This window comes from Pseudomonas sp. TWI628 (genome assembly GCF_039673865.1).
Classification (GTDB): Bacteria; Pseudomonadota; Gammaproteobacteria; order Pseudomonadales; family Pseudomonadaceae; genus Aquipseudomonas.
Genome location: NZ_JBDJMM010000021.1, coordinates 101,778 through 123,808, shown reverse-complemented (window position 1 = coordinate 123,808; position 22,031 = coordinate 101,778). Strand labels below are relative to the sequence as shown.

Genomic DNA, 22,031 nt, shown 5'->3' with positions numbered 1-22,031 from the left:
TCAATTTGCGGTTCTGTACGGAGATCGGTTCATCAGGCCGACCTGGTGAAAATCAGGGCCTGCCTAACGGCAGGCCGTTACCGGCCCGCACACAAAAAATCTGACAGTCCCTCCGAACCGTCCGGCGTCCCGGCAGCCGCGCCCCAAAAAAGTGCTTAGAAGAACATTGTGATTGAGGAACGTCCGATTTGTGACGCACTGCGTCACAAATTGGAAGGTCGTGGTGACTTCCAGCCTCCCCTTTCCGGCTTCAATGCCAAGTGATCTCACCCGCTTCCCGGGTCAGTACCAACTCAGCCAACGCCCTCCCCATCTGCACGTTATGCACACTGTTGACCAGCATGCCGATACCCGGCTCGCCGGCATTGCCGCAGATGTATTCGTCGAGGGTGTCTTCAATCCCGCGCAGCAACTGAATGACATAGAGCAATGCCTCGGGTGAGGGCATGTCTTTGTTGATGGTGTAGAACGAGTGGGAGGCAACTTTGGCGGGTGGATCGGGAACAAGCTTCTTCATCATGATTTCTCCGAGTTCAGTGTACGGAGCTATCACCCACTTCCTCTCACAGAATCAGGGTGGCAGCCGAACGCGGGGTGAGAGACCGGCGAACATCGGAATTCCGGCCAGGCCGAAGCCTGCCCACGAACGGCTGCCATGACACTGGCACGATGCGCTGCCGGGCTCTCACACCCGGTCGTCAAACCGCGACGACCCGGGGAAATTAGCCCTGATGCTCTGCATCCACAACAGAGAAACGGCAGCGGCGTGCGTAGGATAATTCCCAAGCTATCTTGAACTGAAGCATTTGGTTTCAAGTTCGGAATTTCCTTACTTCAGTGAGATTGCCGAGGCTGTTCAGTAGCCATTTACCCCCCCCGTCAGGCGCCTCCTTTCTGGAGCTTCGTTCATGCACGACACGCCGCCCCCTCCCCGCTTCGACTGGCAACGCTGGCTCCCGGGCCTTGCCACCCTGCTGCACTACCAGCCCGCCTGGCTGCCCAAGGACATCGCGGCCGGCCTGGTGCTCACCACCATGCTGGTGCCGGTCGGCATTGCCTACGCCGAGGCCTCCGGAGTACCGGGCATCTATGGCCTGTACGCCACCATCATCCCGCTGCTGGCCTATGCCCTGTTCGGCCCCAGCCGCATCCTGGTGCTCGGCCCGGACTCGGCACTGGCCGCGCCGATCCTGGCAGTGGTGGTGCAATACGCCGCCAGCGACCCACAGCGCGCCATTGCCATCGCCAGCCTGATGGCCCTGGTGGCCGGCGCCTTCTGCGTGATCGCCGGGCTGCTGCGCCTGGGCTTCATCACCGAGCTGCTGTCCAAGCCGATCCGCTATGGCTACATGAACGGTATCGCCCTCACCGTGCTGATCAGCCAGTTGCCCAAGCTGTTCGGCATCAAAGTCGACAGCCAGGGGCCGCTGCGCGACGTCTGGAACCTGATCCAGGCGCTGTTGGCAGGTAATGGGCACTGGCCAAGCTTCATCGTCGGGGCCGGCAGCCTGGTGTTGATCCTGCTGCTCAAACCCTTCAAGCGCATCCCGGGCATCCTGATCGCCGTGGTGCTGGCGACCCTCGCCGTGAGCCTGTTCAACCTCGACCAGATGGGCGTCAAGGTGCTCGGCCAGTTACCCCAGGGCCTGCCGAGCCTGGTCTTCCCGTGGGTCAGCGACATCGACCTGGTCGAAGTGGTGCTGGGCGGGATTGCCGTGGCCCTGGTGTCGTTTGCCGACACCAGCGTACTCTCACGCTCCTATGCCGCGCGGCTGAAAACGCCGGTCAACCCGAACCAGGAAATGTTCGGCCTGGGTGTGGCCAACCTGGCCTCCGGCCTGTTCCAGGGCATCCCCATCAGCAGCAGCTCGTCACGTACACCGGTGGCCGAAGCGGCTGGCTCAAAAACCCAATTGACCGGCATCATTGGCGCACTGGCGGTGACCTTGTTGCTGCTGGTCGCGCCCAACCTGATGCAATACCTGCCCAACAGCGCCTTGGCCGCCGTGGTGATCGCCGCGGCTTTAGGGCTGTTCGAGTTTGCCGACCTCAAGCGCATCTTCCACATGCAGCAATGGGAGTTCTGGCTGTCGTTCACCTGCTTCGTCGGCGTCGCCGTGTTCGGCGCCATCCCGGGTATCTGCATTGCCGTGGCGGTATCGGTGATCGAATTCCTGTGGGACGGCTGGCGGCCGCATTACGCGGTGCTCGGGCGAGTCGATGGCACCCGTGGCTACCATGACGTGAAGCGTTATCCACAGGCCCGGCGGATTCCGGGGCTGGTGCTGCTGCGCTGGGATGCGCCGCTGTTCTTTGCCAACGCCGAGCAGTTCCAGAACACGGTGCTGGCGGCGGTGGATGAATCACCCACTCCTGTACAGCGGCTGGTGATTGCGGCGGAGCCGGTGACCAGCATCGATATCACTTCGGCGGACATGCTCGCAGAGCTGGACAGGGCGCTGGAGGCGCGCGGGGTGGAGCTGCAGTTTGCCGAGATGAAAGACCCGGTGAAGGACAAGATGAAGCGCTTCGAGTTGTTCGAGCATATGGGCGAGACGGCATTTCACCCGACCGTCGGGGCTGCGGTGGATGCCTACTTGGCGGATACCGGGATTGACTGGAAGCCTTAGGTCGCCACCCGGCGCCGGTCGATCCAGATGAGCATGGCACTGGCATACAGCGACACCGCCACGAACAGCGCCATGCGCACCGCAAACGCCTTGTACACATCCTGCCCGCCAGCACTGTCCTGCACCGACTGCCCGAGCAGGATCAGCATGGTGGTCAGGCAGCTTATCCAGTACGCCGGGCTTTGCCTGGTATCCACCGCGCGGTAGAGCCTGCGCGCCTGCCAGAGCACGAACAGCAGCACCCACAGGAAGAACATCCACAGGTGCACGAACAGGCTCAACGCGCCCCACACCAGCATCGCCAGCACCCCGGCCAGCAAGGTCGAGCCGATCAGCTCGCGGCTGGCATGTCGCGCCCGCGTCTCCCCGGCCTGCTGCCCCAGGCTCACCGCCTTCATGATCAGCGGCATGAACTGGTCGGGGGCAATCAGCGCCAGCAGGAATGCCGGCATCACGATAAGCGTGGCACGCAGGGCCACCCAGCTGACATCCGCGCTGTCGAGCAAGGGTGGCGAAGGCTGCACCGGCGCGCCGGCTGGCTCGGGAAACAGCACATGGGCCAACGCGCTCCCCAGCACCGCCAACAGCATGCCCTTGGACAAGGCTTCCACCACCGACAGCGCCAGGGTGAAATCGCTGGTGCCGGCCGCCGCGATCATGGTCAGGCCGATCACCAGCAGGTTGGCCAGCAGACCATTGCCGCCCTTGAGCGCATAGCGCAAGACCAGGAACACGCCCACGCCCACCAGCAGCACCCCGCTCACCGGGGCATGGCGCAGCAGCGGAATCAGCAACAGGCCGCTGCCGCAACTGAGCAATACCAGGATCGCCAGTGCCGGCGCCGCCTTGACCGGCAGCGGCTCGCTGCGCATCGCCAGCAACAGCACCGCGAATACCGGCGCCAGAATCGGCACCGGCAGGCCCAGGCCGAAACTGGTCGCCAGGCACAGCGCCACGCCCCAGGCCAGGCGCAGTGCGCGCAGGCGGCGCAACTCAATAGGCATACGACAGCCAGCTCATCAGCCACATGAACACACGGCCCAGCAGGTTCAGTGGGTTGCCTTCGCTGGGCAGCGCCATGACTTCCGCCTGGCCGCCCACGCGTAATCCGGACTTGTCTGTCAGCTGGTCGCGGTCCAGTTCGACGATCACCGGGAAGCGCTGCGCCGAACGCAGCCAGTCGCGGCTGTTCTGCACGGTCGGCAGGGTCCCCGGGGGCGCAGGCTGGCCGACGCTCACGCCATAGCCAATGCTGCGGATCTGCCCCTTCAGCACCGTGCCGGGCAAGGCATCGAGCACCACCAGCACCGGCGCGCCGGGGCGCAAGCGGCCGAGGTTGTTCTCGGTCATGTCGGCACTTATCCACACGTCGCGGATGGCGATCAGGGTCATCATCGGGCTGCCAGCGCCCACGTAGTGGCCCACGTCGGTGCGCAGGTCAGTGATCAAACCATTGGTGTCGGCGCGCACCACCGTGCGGGCCAGGTCCAGGCGGGCCTTCTCCACGTTGGCCGCAGCGCTGCGCAGTTGTGCGTTGTCGGCGTCGGCCCCGCCCTGCTGCTCACGGGCCCGTTCCACCTCGGCACGGGCGGCGGCCACCTGGCTGATGGCTTGGTCACGGGTGGCCTGGGCCCCTTCAAGGCGGCGCACCGATACCGTGCCCGGGTCTTCGTCGATCAAGCGCTTGAGCCGCTCGGCATCCTGGCGCGCCTTGCGTTCGTTGGCCTGGGCCGCCACCAACGCGGCCTGGGCCGAGTCGATGCCGGCGGTGCTGGCACCTATCTGCCGGCGCACGGTATCCAGGTCGGCTTCGGCGCGGGCCAGGGCGATGCGGTACTGCTCCTGGTCGAGCTCGAACAGCACATCGCCCTGGCGCACTTCCTGGTTGTTGCCCACCGCCACGCGCTTGATCTGCCCGGCCACTTCGGCAGCCACCGGTACCACGTAGGCCTGCAGCCGGGCTTGCTGGGTGTAGGGCGTGAAACGGTCGGCCAGCAGGTACCAGACCAGGCTGACAACGATCAGTATCAACACCCAGCGCATGCCGCGATCGGGGGCTGGCGGCGTGTCCGCAGCGTCAGTCATTTCGGCTCACCTTGTTCGGGGTCGGCGGGGGCCGGCTCGTCGAGCAGGTCGCCCCAATCGGTACGGTTTTGCATGTTCTGGCGGGTGGCAGGGTCGATCGGTTTGCGCTTGTTGTCCCAGCCGCCGCCCAGCGCCTTGTACAAGCTCACCAGGCTGCTCACCGCATTGCCACGGCTGACCAGGTAGCCGTCCTGCTGCTGCAACAACAGCTGCTGGGCGTCGAGCACGCGCTGGAAATCGGCAAAGCCTTCCTGGTACTGCGAACTGGCCAGGGTCAGCGAACGCTGGGCGGCCTGCGAGGCATCCTGGCGAATACTGGCGCTCTGCAGCGAGCGCACCAGGCCGCTGGCGGCATCGTCGGCCTCGTGTGCGGCTTCGCGCACGCTCTGGTGATACAGCTCGATCAATTGCTGCAGGCGGGCGTCCTCGACCCGCACGGCGTTCTTGCGCCGGCCGTAGTCGAACGGGTTCCAGATCAGGCTCGGCCCCGCCGCCAGGTCAAACGTGTTCGGCAGGTGGCTGGCCGACAGGAAGGTCCAGCCAATGCTGCCCAACAGGCTCAACTGTGGATAAAGGTCTGCTTCGGCCACGCCCACCAGCGCCGATTGCGCCGCCACCGCCTGTTCGGCGGCGCGGATGTCCGGGCGCCGTTGCAGCAGGCTGGCCGGCACGTCCTGCAACACCGCACGGTCTGGCAGCGGTAACTGCCCGTGGCGCGCCTGCAGCTCGGGCAGCGGCCCCGGTGGCCGGCCGAGCAGCGAACAGAGCACGTTGCGCAAGGCATTGAGCTGGTTCTCGAACTCGGGAATGGTGGCCAGGGTCGCCAGGTACTGGGTACGCGCCTGTTGCCAGTCGAGCTCGTCGTTCTCGCCGTGGCGGAACAGCCGCTCGGTGATCTGCAGGCTGCGCTCCTGGCGCTTGGCGTTTTCTTGCGCAATCTCCAGCCGTGCCTCAGCGGTGCGCAGGGCGAAGTACGTGTCGGCCACCTGCGCACGTAGCAGCAGCATGGCATCGGCGTAGTTGGCCTGGGACGCGAAGTAGAGCGCATCGGCGCTCTCGATGGCGCGGCTGAAACGGCCCCAGAAGTCGATTTCCCAGCCGATGTCGAAGCCCACGCTGGACTGCCAGAACACCGAGTCGCGCGCGGTGGAAGTGCCAGACTGGTCCTGCTTGAGGTACAGGCTCTGCGCACTCAACTGCTGCAGCTGTGGATAACGCCCGGTCTGCACGATGGCCAGCTGCGCCCTCGCCTCGGCAATGCGCAGGCCGGCCACACGCAGGTTGGTGTTGTTGGCGTCGGCTTCGGCGATCAGGCCTTCGAGCGTGGGGTCGGCGAATACCAGCCACCACTGGCGCAGGTCCGGTGCTGGCGCAAAGCGCCCGGCCTGCTCCAGCAGGGGCGTGTTCCAGCTGTCCAGCCATGGGTCCTGGGGCTTTTCGAAGTCCGGGCCGACCTGGGTACAGCCGGCCAGCACCATCAGCAACCCCAGGCCATAGCAGCGTTTGGGCATGGCTCAGGCCGCAGGCGGGGTCGGTTGCTCCGGCACCTGCAGCGCAACCCATTGCCAGAACAGTACATAGGTCACGCCGAGGATCACCGGGCCGATGAACAGGCCGATGATGCCCTTGACCACCATGCCGCCCAAGGCACCGATCAGCACCACCGGCATCGGCACGTCCACCCCGCGCCCGAGCAGCAACGGTTTGAGCACGTTGTCGGCAAGCCCGGCGACAAAGGTGTAGATGGCGAAGATGATGGTCGCCATGGTGAAGCCCTCGGCATTGAACACGTAGATGATCACTGGCACCGTGATCAAGGTCGCCGGTGCCTGGGCAATCCCCAGCATGAGGATGGCGATGGCCAGCATGCCGGCACCCGGCACGCCTTTGATCACGAAGCCAACGCCAATCAGCAGCATCTGGATGAAGGCAATACCGATCACGCCCTGGGCCACCGCGCGAATGGTGGCGGTGCACAGGTTGGCCAACGGTTTGCCGCGCTCTTCGCCGGAGACGCGCATGGCGATACGCTGCGCGGCAATCTCGCCACGTTCGCCGAAGGCCATGATGATGCCCGAGACGATGATCGCCGCAAAAAACATCAGGAACGCACCACCGGCACTGGCCGCCGCGCCCAGCACCGTACGCCCGGCGCCCTTGAGCTGTGGCAACCACTGGTTGAGCACATGGGCCATGTTTTCCGAGGCCGCAAGCCACAACGCATGCACCTTCGGCCCGATCAGCGGCCAACCTGCCACTGAATCAGGGGGCGGCGGCACGCTCCAGGCGCCGCTCTTGAGCAATGCCACCAGGTTGTCGACCGATTCGCCGATGGACATCACCACCAGGTAGATCGGCACGATCAGCACCACCAGCACCAGCAGTACCACCAAGGTTGCCGCAAAGCCTTGCTTGAGGCCGGTCACCCGGTGAATACGGCAATGCAACGGATACAAGGTGACCGCGAGAATCACCGACCACAGCATCAGCTCCAGGAACGGCTGGAATACCTGGAAGGAGAACAGCACCAAGGCGGCCACCAGGCCCGCCTTGATCAGCACGTCGAGCAGGCCCCGCGACAGGGCGCTGTCCAGCTTCAAACTCGGCTGCATGTTGCACCTCCGAACGTTAAACGCGCCCGCGAGGCGCGATTCAGTGACCCGTCTCGGCTACCGGGCGGTCTTCGTCAGGTAATCTGCGCGCCAGGGCCATCATCACCAGCGGCACCACCGCCATCGACAGCGTGATGGCGAGCACCAGCAAGTCGTGAACCTGTTGCGCCAACACCTGGTGCTCCAGCGCCAGCTTGAACACCACGAAAGCAAACTCACCCCCGGACGCCAACACGATCGCCAGGCACAATGCCTCGGCGCGGTCGAGCCCGCCTGCCTTGCGCCCGAGCGCGAGCAACAGGGGCATCTTGATCACCACCAGCAGCAACGTCAGCCCCAGCACGATCAGGGGCATGCCGAACAGCAGCTGCAAGTCGGCACTCATGCCGACGCCGACGAAGAACAGCCCCAGGAGCAGGCCCTTGAGCGGTTCGATCTGGCTTTCCAGCTCATGCCGAAAAGGCGAGTCGGCCATCAGCACACCGGCCAGAAAAGCGCCAAGGGCCATGGAGATGCCGACGTGCTCCATCACCCACGCGGTGCCCAGCACCACCAGCAAGGCAGTAGCGGTAGACAACTCGGGCAAACCCGAACCGACCGTCCATCTGAATACCGGGGTCAACAGATAGCGGCCAAAAATGATCACCACCCCAATGCCCGCTGCCACCGCCAGCAGGGGCCAGGAGCCTTCGTCGGCGGTACTGACATCGCCACCGAGCAGCGGCACCACGGCAATCAAGGGAATCGCGGCGATGTCCTGGAACAGCAGGATGGCCACGGCCAGGCGACCGTGTGGCCTGCCCAGGTCCTTGCGTTCGGCCAACACTTGCAGGCTGAATGCCGTCGACGACAGCGCCAGCCCCAGACCGAGCACGATCGCCGCCGCCTTCGATTGGCCAAACAGAAAGTACGCCAGCAGGCCGAGCACCACCGCCGTCAGCCCCACCTGTAACGAGCCGATGCCGAACAACGCCTTGCGCATGGTCCACAGCCGCCTTGGCGACAGCTCCAGGCCAATGACGAACAACAGCATCACCACGCCCATCTCCGACAGGCGAGCGACGTTATCCGGGTTACCCAGCAGGCCCAGCACCGACGGCCCGATCAGGATGCCAGCCAGCAGGTAGCCAGGCACCGCACCCATTTTCAAACGCTGCGCCAGTGGTACCAGAAGCACCACGGCCAGAAGAAACACTACCGTTGCCTGTAGCAGGCTGCCGTCATGTGGCATGGATTCGCACCCTTGCTAGCTCCTGCGGGAGGGATCAGAAACGTTCTTCAACCACTTTGAAGGGATAGGGCACGGCCTTGTATTTGCCGATCTTGCCGCGCTTGGGCAGCTTCACCACCTCTTCGCGGGTGATGTCCTTGTAGGGGATGCGCGAGAGCATGTGGCTGATGATGTTCAGCCGGGCGCGCCGCTTGTCGTTGGAGTGCGCCATGAACCACGGCGCCCAAGACGAATCCGAGGCGGCGAACATGTCGTCGCGGGCGCGGGTGTAGTCGTCCCAGCGGGTGTACGACTTGAGGTCCATGGGCGACAACTTCCACAGCTTGCGCCCGTCGTTGATGCGGTCCTGCAGGCGTCGGGTCTGCTCCTCGGCGCTGACTTCGAGCCAGTACTTGATGAGGATGATCCCCGACTCGACCATCATCTTCTCGAACAGCGGTACCACGGTGAGGAATTTGGCGCTCTGTTCTTCGCTGCAGAAGCCCATCACCCGTTCGACGCCAGCGCGGTTGTACCAGCTGCGGTCGAAGATCACGACTTCGCCGGCAGCCGGCAAGTGACGCAGGTAACGTTGCACGTACATCTGGGTCTTTTCCCGCTCGGTCGGCGCCGGCAGCGCCACCACGCGAAACACCCGCGGGCTGACCCGTTCGGTGATGGCCTTGATGGTGCCGCCCTTGCCGGCACCATCACGGCCCTCGAATATGACACAGACCTTCAGGCCCTTCGCCACCACCCACTCCTGCAGCTTGACGAGCTCCACGTGCAGCTTCTTGAGTTCCTGATCAAAGGCTTTGCCGCCCAGTTTCTCTGCCTGCTCTTTCGCATCTTTGTTCTTGGACGGCTTGGCCATGGTGCTTTCCTGAGGGCGAATGAAAAGTCAGTATGGTCGATTCATGACATTTTGCCGTTTCGCTTGTTAGGCAAATTGCCGCGCCCTGAAAGCCCTTATTTCGCCAGCTTGTTGTAGCTGGTCATCAGGTTGCGATAGTCCGGGATATGGTTGGAGAACAGCGTGCCCAGGCCTTCGATATCGTTGCGCCAATCTCGGTGCAGCTCGCAGGCCACGCCGAACCAGGTCATCAGCTGGGCACCGGCAGCCTCCATGCGCCGCCAGGCCGAATCGCGGGTCAGTTCGTTGAAGGTGCCGGAGGCATCGGTCACCACGAACACCTCGAAGCCCTCCTCCAGCGCCGACAATGCCGGGAAGGCCACGCACACTTCGGTGACCACGCCAGCGATCAGCAACTGCTTCTTGCCGGTGGCTTTCACTGCCTTGACGAAGTCTTCGTTGTCCCAGGCGTTGATGTTGCCGGGGCGGGCGATGTAGGGGGCGTCGGGGAACTGCTCTTTGAGTTCGGGCACCAGTGGGCCATTGGGGCCGGTTTCGAAGCTGGTGGTGAGGATGGTCGGCAACTTGAAGTACTTGGCCAGGTCGGCGAGGGCCAGCACGTTGTTCTTGAAGCGGTCGGGGTCGATGTCGCGCACCAGCGAAAGCAGGCCGGCCTGGTGATCGACCAGCAGGACGGCGGCGTTGCTCTTGTCCAGACGCTTGTATTGGAAGGCCATGGCGGAACTCCTTGCAACGTAGGTTGGGAATTTCAGCGTAGGCAAGGATGGGGGGCGGGAGGGACCGTCAGTCGGTTCGCTGGGGGGCTACATGATCGGTTACTTGATCGGTTACTTGATCGGTAGCCATCACTTCACAGATTCCTGAACTAATTATTTCTCCTCCGCGATTTTTCCCCTCGCCCGCCCCCACCAGAATCGCTTCACCACAACCACAATAACCGTGAGGCCACTCCCGTGGACCAGACACTCCAGGTACGGCAAGCTGCCGCCGACCTCGTAGCCGCCTTCGCCAGCAACGACACCGCCGGCTACTTCGCCTGCTTCAGCGAAGACGCCACCTTCCTCTTCCACACCTTGCCGCAACCGCTGCTGTCGCGCCGTGCCTATGAAGACCTCTGGGCCCAGTGGCAGGCCGAGGGTTTTGCCGTGCTCGGCTGTGAATCGAGCAACGTGCAGGTGAGCCTGCAGGGCGATGTGGCGATCTTCATGCATGACGTGGCCACGCACATCCGCATTGCCGGTGAAGAGCACCAGCTGGCCGAGCGCGAGACCATCGTCTTCCGCCGCTACGGCGAGCAATGGCTGGCGTGCCATGAGCACCTGTCGGTCATCACTGCAGCCTGATCCAAACTTGCGCGGCCTTGCCGCACTGCCATCGCACCCACAAGAGGGCCCGCGCACCGCGACGGGCCTACAACAACCGCGCTGGAGCATCACCATGAGCCACTCGACCGGTATCGAGACCAATGGCGTCGAACAGATCCCCGACGATCAACGCGACGCCTCCCCGCTGGACCTGTTCCGCCTGATCTTCGGCGGTGCCAACACCTTCGCCACTGCCGTACTGGGCAGCTTCCCGGTGCTGTTCGGGCTGTCGTTCCAGGCCGGGGTCTGGGCGATTTTGCTTGGCGTCGGCGTGGGCGCGCTGATCCTCGCGCCGATGGGCCTGTTCGGTGCCCTCAACGGCACCAACAACGCCGTGTCGTCGGGTGCGCACTTCGGCGTGCACGGGCGCATCGTCGGCTCGTTCCTGTCGCTGCTTACCGCCGTGGCGTTCTTCTCGCTGTCGGTGTGGAGCTCGGGCGATGCCCTGGTCGGCGGCGCCAAACGCCTGGCCGGGCTGCCGGAAACCGACCTGACCCTGGGCCTGGCCTACGGCCTGTTCGCGGTGCTGGTGCTGGTGGTGTGCATCTTCGGCTTCCGCTTCATGCTGTGGGTCAACAAGGTCGCCGTATGGGCTTCGAGCCTGCTGTTCCTGCTGGGCATCTTCGCCTTCGCCGGGCCGTTCGATGCGGGCTTCGCCGGTAGCGTCAACCTCAGCCAGCCGGGCTTCTGGGCGGCATTCGTCGGCGCGGCGATCCTGGCCATGAGCAACCCGGTGTCGTTCGGCGCCTTCCTCGGTGACTGGTCACGCTACATCCCCCGGCAAACGCCAAAGTCGCGCATCATGCTGGCGGTGATCGCCGCCCAGGTGGCGACGCTCATCCCGTTCCTGTTCGGCCTGTGCACCGCCACCCTGGTGGCCACTCAGGCGCCTGACTACATCGCCGCCAACAACTACGTCGGTGGCCTGCTGGCGGTCGCGCCGAGCTGGTTCTTCCTGCCGGTGTGCCTGATTGCGGTGATCGGCGGCATGTCCACCGGGACTACCGCGCTGTACGGCACCGGCCTGGACATGTCCAGCGTATTCCCGCGCCTGCTCAGCCGCGCTGGCGCCACCTTGCTGATCGGGGTGCTGGCCATCGGCTTCATCTTCATCGGCCGCTTCACCTTCAACCTGGTGCAGAGCGTGTCGACCTTCGCCGTGCTGATCATCACCTGCACCAGCCCATGGATGGTGATCATGATCCTCGGCCTGATCACCCGCCGCGGCTTCTATCACGCCGATGACCTGCAAGTGTTCACCCGCGGCCAGCGTGGCGGCCACTACTGGTTCCTGCACGGCTGGAACTGGCGCGGCATGGGCGCGTGGATCCCCAGCGCGATGGTTGGCCTGTGCTTCGTCAACCTGCCAGGGCAGTTCGTCGGCCCGCTGGGCGACCTGGCCGGCGGCATCGACCTGAGCCTACCGGTGACCCTGGGTATCGCCTGCGTGCTGTACCTGCTGTTGCTCAACCTGTTCCCTGAACCTGCTGGCGTGTATGGCCCCAATGGCCCACGCTGGGTGCGCTGCAAAAGCGCCCCGCGCACGCCGGTGACCACCGCCAAAATGGCCTGACTGGATACCGACCATGACCACTTCCCATTACATTGCCGGCCGCTGGGTCGAAGGCCAGGGCAGCGACTGCATCAGCGTCAGCGAGCCTGCGCTGGGCCTGCCTTTCGCCGAACTGATGGCCGCCAGCGTGGCCCAGGTCGACCAGGCCGTGGCCGCCGCCCGTGACGCCCTGCCTACCTGGAAAAAGGTCAGCGCCAGCACGCGTGCGGCCTTCCTGCGCGGCTTTGCCGAACAGCTCGGCCAACGCCGCGAAGAACTGATCACCTTGCAGATGCGCAACAACGGCAAGCCGCGCCACGAGGCCGAGATCGATCTGGACGATGCGGTCGCCACCTTCGCCTACTACGCCGAGCTGGCCGAACAACTGCCGTCCAGGAACCGTGACGTGCCATTGGCAGCAGCGGGCTTTACCGCCCGCACCCGCCTGGAACCGGTGGGCGTGGTCGGCCTGATCGTGCCGTGGAACTTCCCGTTGGTGACCAGCGCCTGGAAGCTCGCCCCGGCCCTGGCGGCCGGTTGCACCGTGGTGCTCAAACCGTCGGAAGTGACCCCACTGATTGAGCAGACCTACGGCCAGATCGCCGACACCCTGGGCCTGCCGGCCGGGGTGCTGAACATCGTCAACGGCAAGGCCGAGACCGGCGCTGCGCTGAGCAGCCACAATGGCCTCGACAAGCTGTCGTTCACCGGCAGCAACAGCGTCGGCAGCCAGGTGATGCGCAGCGCTGCGGCGCAGTGCCGGCCGGTGACCCTGGAGCTTGGTGGCAAGTCGGCGATCGTGGTGTTCGACGATTGCGACCCGGACCAGGCGGTGGAATGGATCGTTGCCGGTATCACCTGGAACGCCGGGCAGATGTGCTCGGCCACCTCGCGCCTGCTGGTGCAGGACGGCATTGCCGACACACTGCTGCCGCGCCTGCAAGCTGCATTGCAAAAACTGCGGGTCGGTAACCCGCTGACCGAAGAAGTCGACATGGGGCCGCTGACCAGCCAGGCGCAGTGGCTGAAGGTTGCCGGCTATTTCGCGACAGCGCGCGAAGAGGGCCTGCAGTGCCTGGCAGGCGGGCAGGCGCTGGATCGTGAAGGCTGGTTCGTGAGCCCGACGCTGTACAGCGATGTGCCGAAGGACAGCCGCCTGTGGACCGAGGAGATCTTTGGCCCGGTGCTGTGCGCGCGTCGTTTTGCCACTGAAGCGCAGGCCATTGCCGAGGCCAACGACAGCCGCTTCGGGCTGGTCGCCACGGTCTGCTCCGCCGACCTGGAACGCGCCGAGCGCGTGGCCGATGCGCTGGAGGTTGGCCATGTGTGGATCAACTCGGTGCAGGCGGTGTTCGTCGAGACGTCGTGGGGCGGCACCAAGGGCAGCGGGATTGGGCGGGAGCTGGGGCCTTGGGGGTTGTCGGGGTACCAGTCGGTGAAGCATGTGACTCGGTGTTTGGGGTGATGGCCGGCAAGTGCCTGGCACAAGATTTTCAGCGCCTGTGAGATCGAGCGCCGCCCGCGCGGCGCATCGCGAGCAAGCTCGCTCCTACATTTGTTGCAACGTGGCCATGCCTGTGAGGCCATGGTTGTCAGCCTGGTGCGCACGACGGGGTTTTGAGGTGGGCATTGATGCCGTCTCACCTGACTTGAGACATGCACCAAGGCGGGCAACCATGGCCTGTCAGGTTCGGTACGTTGCAACAAATGTAGGAGCGAGCTTGCTCGCGATGCGCCGCGCGGGCGGCGCTCGATCTCATAGGCGCTGAACTTCTCATGGCAAACACATGGTGGCCCTCCCCCAATCCCCAGCCATACATCCCCAAGCATTTCCTCGTAAGAAAATTCCCAACCTGAAACCAAATGCTTCAAGAGCAACCTGCTTGGGAATTATCCTACGCACTGCGCTGCCGTTTCTCTGTTGTTGAAGATCAGCATCAGGGCTAATTTCCCTGAGTCGTCAAATTCGGCGACCGGGTGTGAGAGCCCGTGTTGATCTAGCTGCAACCTCAGCGGTAGCTGTGCGCGGGCAGGACTCGTCCTGGCCGGTTTCCTAGATCACCGGTCTCTCACCCCGCGTACAGCTGCCACCCAAACCTGTGAGAGGGAATGGGCGTCAGCTCCTGACTGATCTAGGAGTAACAATGAAAAAAGTAGTCCCCGATCCACCCACCAAAATCTCTCCCCGCGCGTTCTACACCATCAACAACGACATGCCCTCGCCCGAGGCCCTGCTGTACGTTTCCCAATTGCTGCGCGGCATCGAAGACACACTGGACGAATACATCTGCGGCAATGCCGGCGAGCCTGGCATCGGGATGTTGGTCAACACCGTGCACAACGTGCAGATGGCCAGGGCGTTGAATGAGCTAGTCCTATTGCGGGATGTAGGGGAAATCACCTGGCATTGAAGCTGGGTTTACGAGTCCCTTCGCTGGCCTACGAAGGGACCCGCTCTGTCTGAACAGGATATGTCGCAATAAAGCGATTTCGAGTACACGTTTCGAATACATGTCGTCGACAGCGACACGTGGATACGCCACGCGGGCGGCGCTCGATCTCATAAGCGCTGGAGCATTCATGGCGAACATACGGCGCCCCAGTGACTTTCCCTCCCCCTCCCGAAGTCCCACTCCCTGGTACCCCCACAATCACAACACCAGGCCGGACCACCATGCACCCTCAACGCACCGCCTTGCACAACGAGTTGCACGCCCGCCCGTCGCTGTACTTCGACGGCCCGGCGCATGTCTTCCACCTGGCCCTGCTCGGCGGCGATGCCGCTTGCGCCGCGCTGCTGCAACGCTGCTGCCCGCAAGCGATCGACGCCGAGGCCGCCCAGGGCATCACGCGCCTGGATGGCCACCCGTTCAAATGGGAGCGGCACACCGAGTTCTTCACCCTGACCCTGGTGGTGCCTTGCTCGGCAGCCGACACCGAATGGCACACGCTACCGCCAGTGCTGGCCGAGGCCATCGCGCCGCAAGCGGCGCAGGTGATCAATGCCGTGCAGGTGCTGGTGCGCGACGAACAGGATCTCGACCTGCCCCGCTACGGCTTCAAAGACCCGTGCGGTTCCTGTGTCGGCGGTGGCGATGCGGTGGTGTGGAGCGATTTTCGCCTGACCGAAGATGGCACCAACCGCTTCCTGTTCATCAACCGTCGCCTCAATGCCTACCGCCAGGGCCGGATGATCCGCCGCCTGCTGGAGATCGAGACCTACCGCATGATGGCCTCGCTGACCCTGACCACGGCCAAGGCCCTGAGCCACGAGCTGGACGCCTTCGACAAGACCCTGGTGCAACTGTCGGAGCGCAGCGCTGGCGGTGATGGCCACGACTCCAAGGCCCTGCTCGAAGCCATCGCCCACCTGTCGCGGCAGGTGGTCAGCCGCACGGTGAAGACCCGCCATCGCTTTGGTGCCACCCAGGCTTATGCGCAGCTGGTGTTCGAGCGCCTTGGCGAGTTGCGCGAGAGCCATGTGGGTGATTGCCAGCGCCTGGGAGTGTTCATCGAGCGCCGCTTCAAGCCAACCGTGCGCTATTGCGCGGCAACCGAGCAGCGTCTGGAACAACTGGCGAAGAACGTCGCGAACCTGGGCGACCTGCTGCAGGCGCGGGTGCAGGTGGAGATGGAAGAACAAAACGCCGGGATCCTGCACAGCCTCAATGCCCGCGCCGATGCCCAGGTGAAGATTCAGCGGGCGGTGGAGGGGCTGTCGATCATCGCCATCACCTATTACCTGCTGAACCTTTTCAAGCTGCTGTATGGCGGGCTGAATGTGCTAGGGCTGGAGTTGACCGCGCGCAATGCGCTGCTGGGGATGGCGCCGCCAGTGCTGTTGGTCCTGTTGGTGATTTTGCTGCGAATCAGGCAGGCCAAGCAGCACTGAATTCGGGGGCGCTGTGCGCCCCCCGAAATTACGCCGACTCGTCGGCCGGACGCGAGCCTTCCTGTACCAGCACCATGCTCTGCGGCGACGACAGGGCAATCCCTTCATCGCGCAGGCGGCCAAGAATGGTGAACAGCAAGTCGCTGCGGGTGCCCGACACCTGCCGCGGCCCCGCCACATAACCACTCACACCAATGACCATGCCTGCTGAAGTCAGGTCCTTGAAGGTTACCGAACAGGCCGGCGCATCAAGGATCGCTTCATGCTCGTGATAGGCCGCCAGCAGCAAATCACGCACATGGTTGGCATCGGTCTCCAATGGCAAGGTCAGGGTGATGCCCACCACACCCAAGGCATTGCCCATGGTCACGTTGCGCACGTTCTGCGAAATGAACTGCGAGTTCGGCACGATCACCGTGGAGCGGTCGGACATCTGGATTTCGGTGGCGCGCACGTTGATCCGGCGGATATCGCCCTCGACCCCCGCCAGGCTCACCCAGTCGCCTACCTTGACCGGGCGCTCGGTCAGCAGGATCAGGCCGGAGATGAAGTTCTGCACGATCTGCTGCAAGCCGAAACCGATACCGACCGACAGTGCACTGACCACCCAGGTCAGGCTGGTCAGGTTGATGCGCAGAGTCGACATCACCAGCATGGCCAGGAATATGAAGCCGAGGTAACCGACCAGGGTCACCAGCGAGGCGCGCATGCCGGCGTCCATGTCGGTTTCCGGCAGCAGTCGCTCGCTCAACCAGCGCTTGACCACGCGGATGGCGAAAAGGCCGCCGAAGAAGATCAGCACCGCCAGCAGGATGTCCTGCGGCACGATGTTGAGGTTGCCAAGCAGCTTGCCACCGGTGCCATCCCAGTCACCCAGGCTCAACAGCAACTCGCCGGGGCTGGTGCCCGATGGCATCAGCGCCAGCAATATCGCCAGGAACAGCAGCACCGTGCGGCTGATACCGACCAGGATGGTGCTGGCCTGGGCCTGGTGACGCGGCGCCAGGCCCAGGGTCGAAGCCAGTGCCAGGCCACCCGGTTGGCGTGGCGACAGCAGGGCCTCGCAGAGATCGCTGAGGAAGGTAGTGAGCAGGTAGGCGCATACCGCCACCACGCTGATCCACAGCAGCTTGGCCGTGAGGAAATAGGCCAGGGTCAGGTAGCCGGCGAGCAGTGCCAGCACGATCAGGCCGACCCACACCACGGTCACGAACGGGATCAGCCCGGCCCAGCCGGTCGGCCGCTCCAGGTCGTGCTTGCTCAGGGTACGGCGATAGCGCAGCAGTGCCACCGTGAAGATCACCGCCACCACCAGCGCGGTCAGGCCATTGGTGGCCACGGTCAGCGCCAGGCTGGTGCCGATCACGCTGTTGATGCGCTCCATGGTCAGCATGACCATCAGCGCCAGGGCCAGCAGCTTGGGGAACCAGCCCAGTGCACTGGCCACTTCGTCGTGAATCGGCGGCAAGCGCCAGGACGGGCGCTGCAGCATCAGCATGGCGCGGCCCAGGCCGGTGATGAAGGCGCTGAACACCACCAGGGTGAGGAAGTGATTGGTCAGGCTGGCGACGTCGGAGCCCAGCTCCGAGCTGCTTTCCAGGCCCCAGCGCAGCAGCGAGACGGAACCGGAGATGGTGCCCAAGGTGGCCAGACTCACGCTCAGGGCCAAGGCACTGCGTCGCAGGCGGCCTTCTGGCAGGCGATGCACCATGATACTGGCGAGCAGACGTTCGAGCAGGCCACGCACCACGGTCCAGACCAGGATGGCCGACACCAGGCTGGTGAGGAAGAACCAGCGATGTTCGGCACTGAAGGCGCTGGCGACAGCGTCGGTGGCCTCCTCGCGCAGATCACGCAGGCGTGATACGTCGTCTGAAGTAGGACGGATCAGGCTCTGCCAGAACGCCGGGCTCAGTGGCGTCGTCGCGCGGCTGAGAATCTGCGAGTTGAACTGGCTGCGGCGCAGGTTGACGATCTGTGTGGACAGGTCGCGGGCCGACTGGGTCAGCTTGACGGCCTGCTCCTGCTCGGCAACCACCGCCTTCTTCTCATCAGCCAGCTGCTGGCGCTGGCGGGTCAGCGCTTCGGCTTCGTTTGGCTGTACGGGGCCGAGGACCTTGAGCTTGTCGTCGAGTTTTTCCACATCGGCGGTGCGCAAGGCGCTCAGCGCCTCGGCCTGGCGTTGCACCTGCACGGCGGACAGGCGCAACTGCGACAGCAGGTCGTCATTGGCATTGCTGGTAACGCCCTGGCGGATCTGGTCGAGCCGATCGCTCAACTGCTCGTAGCTGGCATTTTCGTCCAGTACCGGGACTTCCGCCGCGGCCAGGCTGGACACTGGCGTGGCCGGCGCCGACCAGGCGGGTGTCGCCAGCGACAGCATCAGGGCCATGAAACCCAGGTAGAATCGGGCAAGGCTGACACGCCTCATCGAATGTTCCTCTTTACACATCGATTTGGCGGGGGATTCTACGCGGCTTCCGCCAATCAGGAGAGTGCCGTTTCTCGCGCCAGCAGTTGCCGCTTGCGCTCCACCCCCCAGCGATAGCCGCTGATGTCGCCGTCACGGCGCACCACCCGGTGGCAAGGAATGGCCACGGCAATGTGATTGGCCGCGCAGGCCATGGCCACGGCACGCACCGCCTTGGGTGCGCCGATGCGCTCGGCGATGTCGGTATAGCTGACCTGGCTGCCCACCGGCACCTCGCGCAAGGCCTGCCAGACCCGCTCCTGGAAGGCAGTGCCCTGGACATCCAGCGGCAGGCCCAGCCCCAGTGCCGGCGCCTCGACAAAGCCGACAACTTCAGCGACCAGCCGCTCATAGCCGACATCACCGCCGATCAGGCGGGCTTTGGGGAACTGATCCTGCAACTGCTCAAGCAGCGTCTCAGGGTCATCACCCAGCAGGATCGCGCAAATGCCCTTCTCGCTCTGGGCCACCAGAATCGCCCCCAGGGAGCACTGCCCGAGAGCGAAGTGGAGAGTCGCCCCGGCGCCGCCTGCCCGGTAATCGCGGGGGCGCATGCCCAGGCGCTGGTCGGCGCTTTCGTAGAAGCGGCTGTTGGAGTTGTAGCCGGCGTCGTAGATGGCATCGGTCACCGAGCTTTGCCCGTCGCCCAAGCGCTCGCGCAGGCGCCGGGCACGGAAGGCGCTGGCGTAGGCCTTGGGGGTGAGGCCGGTCTCGGCTTTGAACAGGCGGTGCAGGTGGAAGGGGCTGACGGCCAGTTGCGCGCCGAGCTGGGCGAGGCTGGGCGGGGTGTCGCTGCTTTCCAGCAGGCGACAGGCGCGGGCAATCAGATCAACGCGACGGCTTTCGCCCGGTTTGGCCATGCAGCGGCGGCAGGCGCGGTAGCCGCCGGCTTCGGCGCTGGCGGCGTCGTTGAAGAACTCGACGTTTTCGCGCTTGGCCATGCGCGATTTGCAGCCGGGGTGGCAGTACACGCCGGTGGTGCGCACGGCGTAGACGAAGTGGCCGGCGGCAGAAGTGTCCCGGGACTCGACGGCTTGCCAGCGTTGGGTGTCGGTGGTGAAGGCTGTCATTGCGGTCTACCTCGACGCTTTGTTTCACCCGCGAAAGGGTCGGCAAAGCCTATGCAAAAAATCAGGCCCGCCACAGGTACCAGGCAGCTACTGTGCGGTAGGGGCTCCAGCCACCCCCGAGCGAGCGCATCTGCGCCGGGGTCGGTGCCTTTTCCAGCCCCTTGAGCCGACGATACCCCTCGCGCACGCCAAAATCGTCCACTGGCAAAATATCCGAGCGCTCCAGGCTATAGATCAACAGCATTTCGACTGTCCAGCGGCCCACGCCACGCAAGGGCACCAGGCGCTCTATCAATGCATCATCGGCAAGGCCCAACGCCTCATCCCGGCTCGGTACCACGCCCGCAAGGCTGGCCTGGGCGATACCCTGAATGGTCGCCAGCTTGCTCGCCGAAAAGCCGCACCCACGCATCACCTCGGGGCTGACCGCCAACAACTGCTCTGGCGCCGGAAACGCCTGCCCGGGGAACAGCGCCAGCAAGCGCCCAAGAATCGCCTCGGCCGCCCGTGCGTGCAGCTGCTGATAAGCAATCGCCCGCACCAGTGCTTCATAAGGTTCACGCCCAGGCGTTGCCTGATGCTGGCAGGGCCCGGTCACCTCGATATGCCGCGCCCAGTCCGGGTCCAGTGCAGCCAGGTATTCAGTGGCTTCGCGGTAAGCGGCAGGCGAAAGGTCGGCGAGGATCATCCGAAACTCCTGTGGGTTCAAGGCAGACCCAGCTTAGCCCAGCCGCTGATCGGGCAAACGCCGGATCTTGCGCCGCCAATTCCTCAGTCAGCAACAGCTCGCAACTTCCCCACCCGGCGGTACGATTGCCGGGCAAAGCACACGAACAGCCCCGCCATCAGCGCCAGCGCCATCGGCAGGCCATGCGGCGCCACATCCATCGCCGCCCCGCTCACCAGCGGCCCGACCAGGCTGCCGACGCCCCACAGCAGGCCCACGCTGGCGTTCGCCGTGACCAGGTCCTGCCCTTTGAAGCGTTGCCCGATCAACACCAACGCCAGGGTGTAGATACCGCCCGCCACCGCGCCCAACAGCACCAGCATCGGCCACAGCAGCCAGGTCACCTGCAGCAGCCAAGGCAGGGCGATGCCGATGGCCATCGCCACCAGCCCGCACACCAGGTGCAGCCCGGTACGCTCGACGCGGTCGGCCAGCCAGCCCAACGGCAGCTGGAAGACCATGTCGCCAGCGAACACCACGGTCACCATCAGCGCCGCCACGGCCACGGCAAAACCATGGCTGCTGGCATAAACCGGCAGCAGCGACAGCACCACGGCATCGAAGAACGAGAAGAACAGCACCGCCACGCACAGCGCCGGCGCCACGCGGAAGAAGCCCGCCAGGCCGAAGCTTTTCTCACCTGCTTCGCCGTGCTCGACATGGTCGTTGGGCACGGTCAGCAGGATGCACAGCAGGGCCAGGCCGTAGCCGATGGTAACCACTCCGATGATCCACGGGCTGTCGGCGCCAATCAGCGCGATCAGTGCCGGGCCAAGCACCTGGAAGCCGGTGAAACTGGTGGCATACAGGGCCATGATCTTGCCGCGGTTGTGGTCCGGGCACAGCTCGTTGACCCATGACTCGCCGAGGATGATCGCGATGCCCATGCCGATGCCCAGGCCCAGGCGCAGCACCGCCAGCAGCCACAGCGTATCGAACGCCGAGTCGAGCAGGGCGATGCTCACGGTGCACAGGCTGAAGCACAGCAAGTAGATGGTGCGGCGGGTCAGGTGCCGGCAGCAGGCGTCGACCATGAACGCCGAGAGCATCATGCCCGCGGCCGGGATGGCCGAAATAACACCGATTTCCAGGGTGCCGGCACCGGCCTCGTGCAAGCGCAACGACACCAGCGGCAGGCTGGCCCCCAGGCTGAAGCCCACTACCGAGACGGCGAACAGAAGGCCCGCCAGCAAACGCATGTTCATGTACCACTCCAGGCAAAACTGAAAAGACGTGCAGATACAGGCGCCCACACGCTCGCCGGGAAGGCGGACGACGCAGAGGCGCGGTGAAGTCAGTTCAGGGCTTGGTGTGGCGAGAAGGTGAAGGCGAACAGCACGCTGCGGCGACGCTTGAGCACCGTATCGCTCGGCCACGCACGACGCATGGCCTGAAGAGCAGGCTGGCGGGCGTGTGGGAGGGATTGGGTACGGCGCATTGCTGTGGCTACTAGGCAGGTGTTTTAGAAGAGGCGGCACTCTAGGCCAAGGTTGACCAAGTCGTCAATTGCCCGGGGGCCTTTGCCAGCGACAGGGCTGCAGAGCA

19 protein-coding genes are annotated in these 22,031 nt (G+C 64.5%); 6 read left to right on the top strand and 13 right to left on the bottom strand.

The window, feature by feature from the left end; all coding sequences use genetic code 11:
* Positions 1-250 precede the first annotated feature (250 nt).
* A complete protein-coding gene (locus ABE528_RS17920; RefSeq protein WP_225923532.1) occupies positions 251-520 on the bottom strand; it encodes a hypothetical protein in 270 nt (89 codons plus the stop codon).
* 388 nt (positions 521-908) lie between these two features.
* Between ABE528_RS17920 and sulP the strand changes: the two genes are divergently transcribed.
* Positions 909-2,630 (top strand): sulfate permease, encoded by a 1,722-nt coding sequence (sulP, locus tag ABE528_RS17915; protein ID WP_152959303.1) that lies wholly within the window; start codon positions 909-911, stop codon positions 2,628-2,630.
* Here the strand turns inward: sulP and ABE528_RS17910 are convergent.
* The 7 genes from ABE528_RS17910 to ycaC form a co-directional block, all read right to left on the bottom strand.
* Positions 2,627-3,634, bottom strand: coding sequence for a DUF2955 domain-containing protein (locus ABE528_RS17910; RefSeq protein WP_152959304.1), 1,008 nt, complete (start codon positions 3,632-3,634; stop codon positions 2,627-2,629). The two genes, sulP and ABE528_RS17910, sit on opposite strands and share 4 nt — an antisense overlap.
* Positions 3,624-4,715, bottom strand: coding sequence for an HlyD family secretion protein (locus ABE528_RS17905; protein WP_152959305.1), 1,092 nt, complete (start codon positions 4,713-4,715; stop codon positions 3,624-3,626). The genes ABE528_RS17910 and ABE528_RS17905 overlap by 11 nt, the downstream gene beginning before the upstream one ends.
* Complete coding sequence (locus ABE528_RS17900; protein ID WP_152959306.1) at positions 4,712-6,226, bottom strand: TolC family protein; 1,515 nt, start codon at positions 6,224-6,226, stop codon at positions 4,712-4,714. Before ABE528_RS17900 ends, ABE528_RS17905 begins: the two co-directional genes overlap by 4 nt.
* Positions 6,227-6,229: 3 nt before the next feature.
* On the bottom strand, positions 6,230-7,327 hold the full coding sequence (locus tag ABE528_RS17895) for an AI-2E family transporter (RefSeq protein ID WP_152959307.1): 1,098 nt from the start codon (positions 7,325-7,327) through the stop codon (positions 6,230-6,232).
* 40 nt (positions 7,328-7,367) lie between these two features.
* Positions 7,368-8,558, bottom strand: a complete 1,191-nt coding sequence (locus ABE528_RS17890; protein WP_346653670.1) for a monovalent cation:proton antiporter-2 (CPA2) family protein — start codon at positions 8,556-8,558, stop codon at positions 7,368-7,370.
* A gap of 34 nt (positions 8,559-8,592) precedes the next feature.
* Positions 8,593-9,411: a polyphosphate kinase 2 gene (gene ppk2, locus ABE528_RS17885; protein WP_346653669.1), complete on the bottom strand. Its 819-nt coding sequence runs from the start codon at positions 9,409-9,411 to the stop codon at positions 8,593-8,595.
* A 95-nt stretch (positions 9,412-9,506) separates the two neighbouring features.
* Complete coding sequence (gene ycaC, locus ABE528_RS17880; RefSeq protein WP_152959310.1) at positions 9,507-10,127, bottom strand: isochorismate family cysteine hydrolase YcaC; 621 nt, start codon at positions 10,125-10,127, stop codon at positions 9,507-9,509.
* 237 nt (positions 10,128-10,364) lie between these two features.
* On the opposite strand from ycaC, the gene ABE528_RS17875 reads away from it, so the two are divergent.
* The 5 genes from ABE528_RS17875 to ABE528_RS17855 all read left to right on the top strand — a co-directional run bounded on the left by ABE528_RS17875 (position 10,365) and on the right by ABE528_RS17855 (position 16,219).
* Positions 10,365-10,754, top strand: a complete 390-nt coding sequence (locus ABE528_RS17875; protein ID WP_346653668.1) for a nuclear transport factor 2 family protein — start codon at positions 10,365-10,367, stop codon at positions 10,752-10,754.
* A 94-nt stretch (positions 10,755-10,848) separates the two neighbouring features.
* The gene (locus ABE528_RS17870) at positions 10,849-12,348 is read left to right on the top strand and encodes a cytosine permease (protein WP_346653667.1); all 1,500 of its coding nucleotides are present in this window, start codon (positions 10,849-10,851) and stop codon (positions 12,346-12,348) included.
* Between the two features lie 13 nt (positions 12,349-12,361).
* Positions 12,362-13,792 (top strand): aldehyde dehydrogenase family protein, encoded by a 1,431-nt coding sequence (locus ABE528_RS17865; RefSeq protein ID WP_152959312.1) that lies wholly within the window; start codon positions 12,362-12,364, stop codon positions 13,790-13,792.
* A 679-nt stretch (positions 13,793-14,471) separates the two neighbouring features.
* Complete coding sequence (locus ABE528_RS17860; RefSeq protein WP_152958092.1) at positions 14,472-14,738, top strand: hypothetical protein; 267 nt, start codon at positions 14,472-14,474, stop codon at positions 14,736-14,738.
* A 263-nt stretch (positions 14,739-15,001) separates the two neighbouring features.
* The gene (locus ABE528_RS17855; RefSeq protein WP_346653666.1) at positions 15,002-16,219 is read left to right on the top strand and encodes a DUF3422 domain-containing protein; all 1,218 of its coding nucleotides are present in this window, start codon (positions 15,002-15,004) and stop codon (positions 16,217-16,219) included.
* Positions 16,220-16,247: 28 nt separating this feature from the next.
* On the opposite strand, the gene ABE528_RS17850 is transcribed toward ABE528_RS17855, so the two are convergent.
* The 5 genes from ABE528_RS17850 to ABE528_RS17830 form a co-directional block, all read right to left on the bottom strand.
* Positions 16,248-18,650 carry a DUF3772 domain-containing protein gene (locus tag ABE528_RS17850; RefSeq protein WP_152958090.1) on the bottom strand — a complete coding sequence of 801 codons (2,403 nt, stop codon included), beginning with the start codon at positions 18,648-18,650 and terminating at the stop codon, positions 16,248-16,250.
* Between the two features lie 56 nt (positions 18,651-18,706).
* The gene (gene ada / locus ABE528_RS17845) at positions 18,707-19,759 is read right to left on the bottom strand and encodes a bifunctional DNA-binding transcriptional regulator/O6-methylguanine-DNA methyltransferase Ada (protein ID WP_346653665.1); all 1,053 of its coding nucleotides are present in this window, start codon (positions 19,757-19,759) and stop codon (positions 18,707-18,709) included.
* Positions 19,760-19,820: 61 nt separating this feature from the next.
* A complete protein-coding gene (locus ABE528_RS17840; protein ID WP_152958088.1) occupies positions 19,821-20,447 on the bottom strand; it encodes a DNA-3-methyladenine glycosylase in 627 nt (208 codons plus the stop codon).
* 83 nt (positions 20,448-20,530) lie between these two features.
* Entirely contained in the window at positions 20,531-21,691 is a 1,161-nt protein-coding gene (locus ABE528_RS17835; RefSeq protein WP_346653664.1) for an MFS transporter, read from the bottom strand.
* An 89-nt stretch (positions 21,692-21,780) separates the two neighbouring features.
* Complete coding sequence (locus ABE528_RS17830) at positions 21,781-21,924, bottom strand: hypothetical protein (protein WP_165837390.1); 144 nt, start codon at positions 21,922-21,924, stop codon at positions 21,781-21,783.
* Positions 21,925-22,031: the final 107 nt, after the last annotated feature.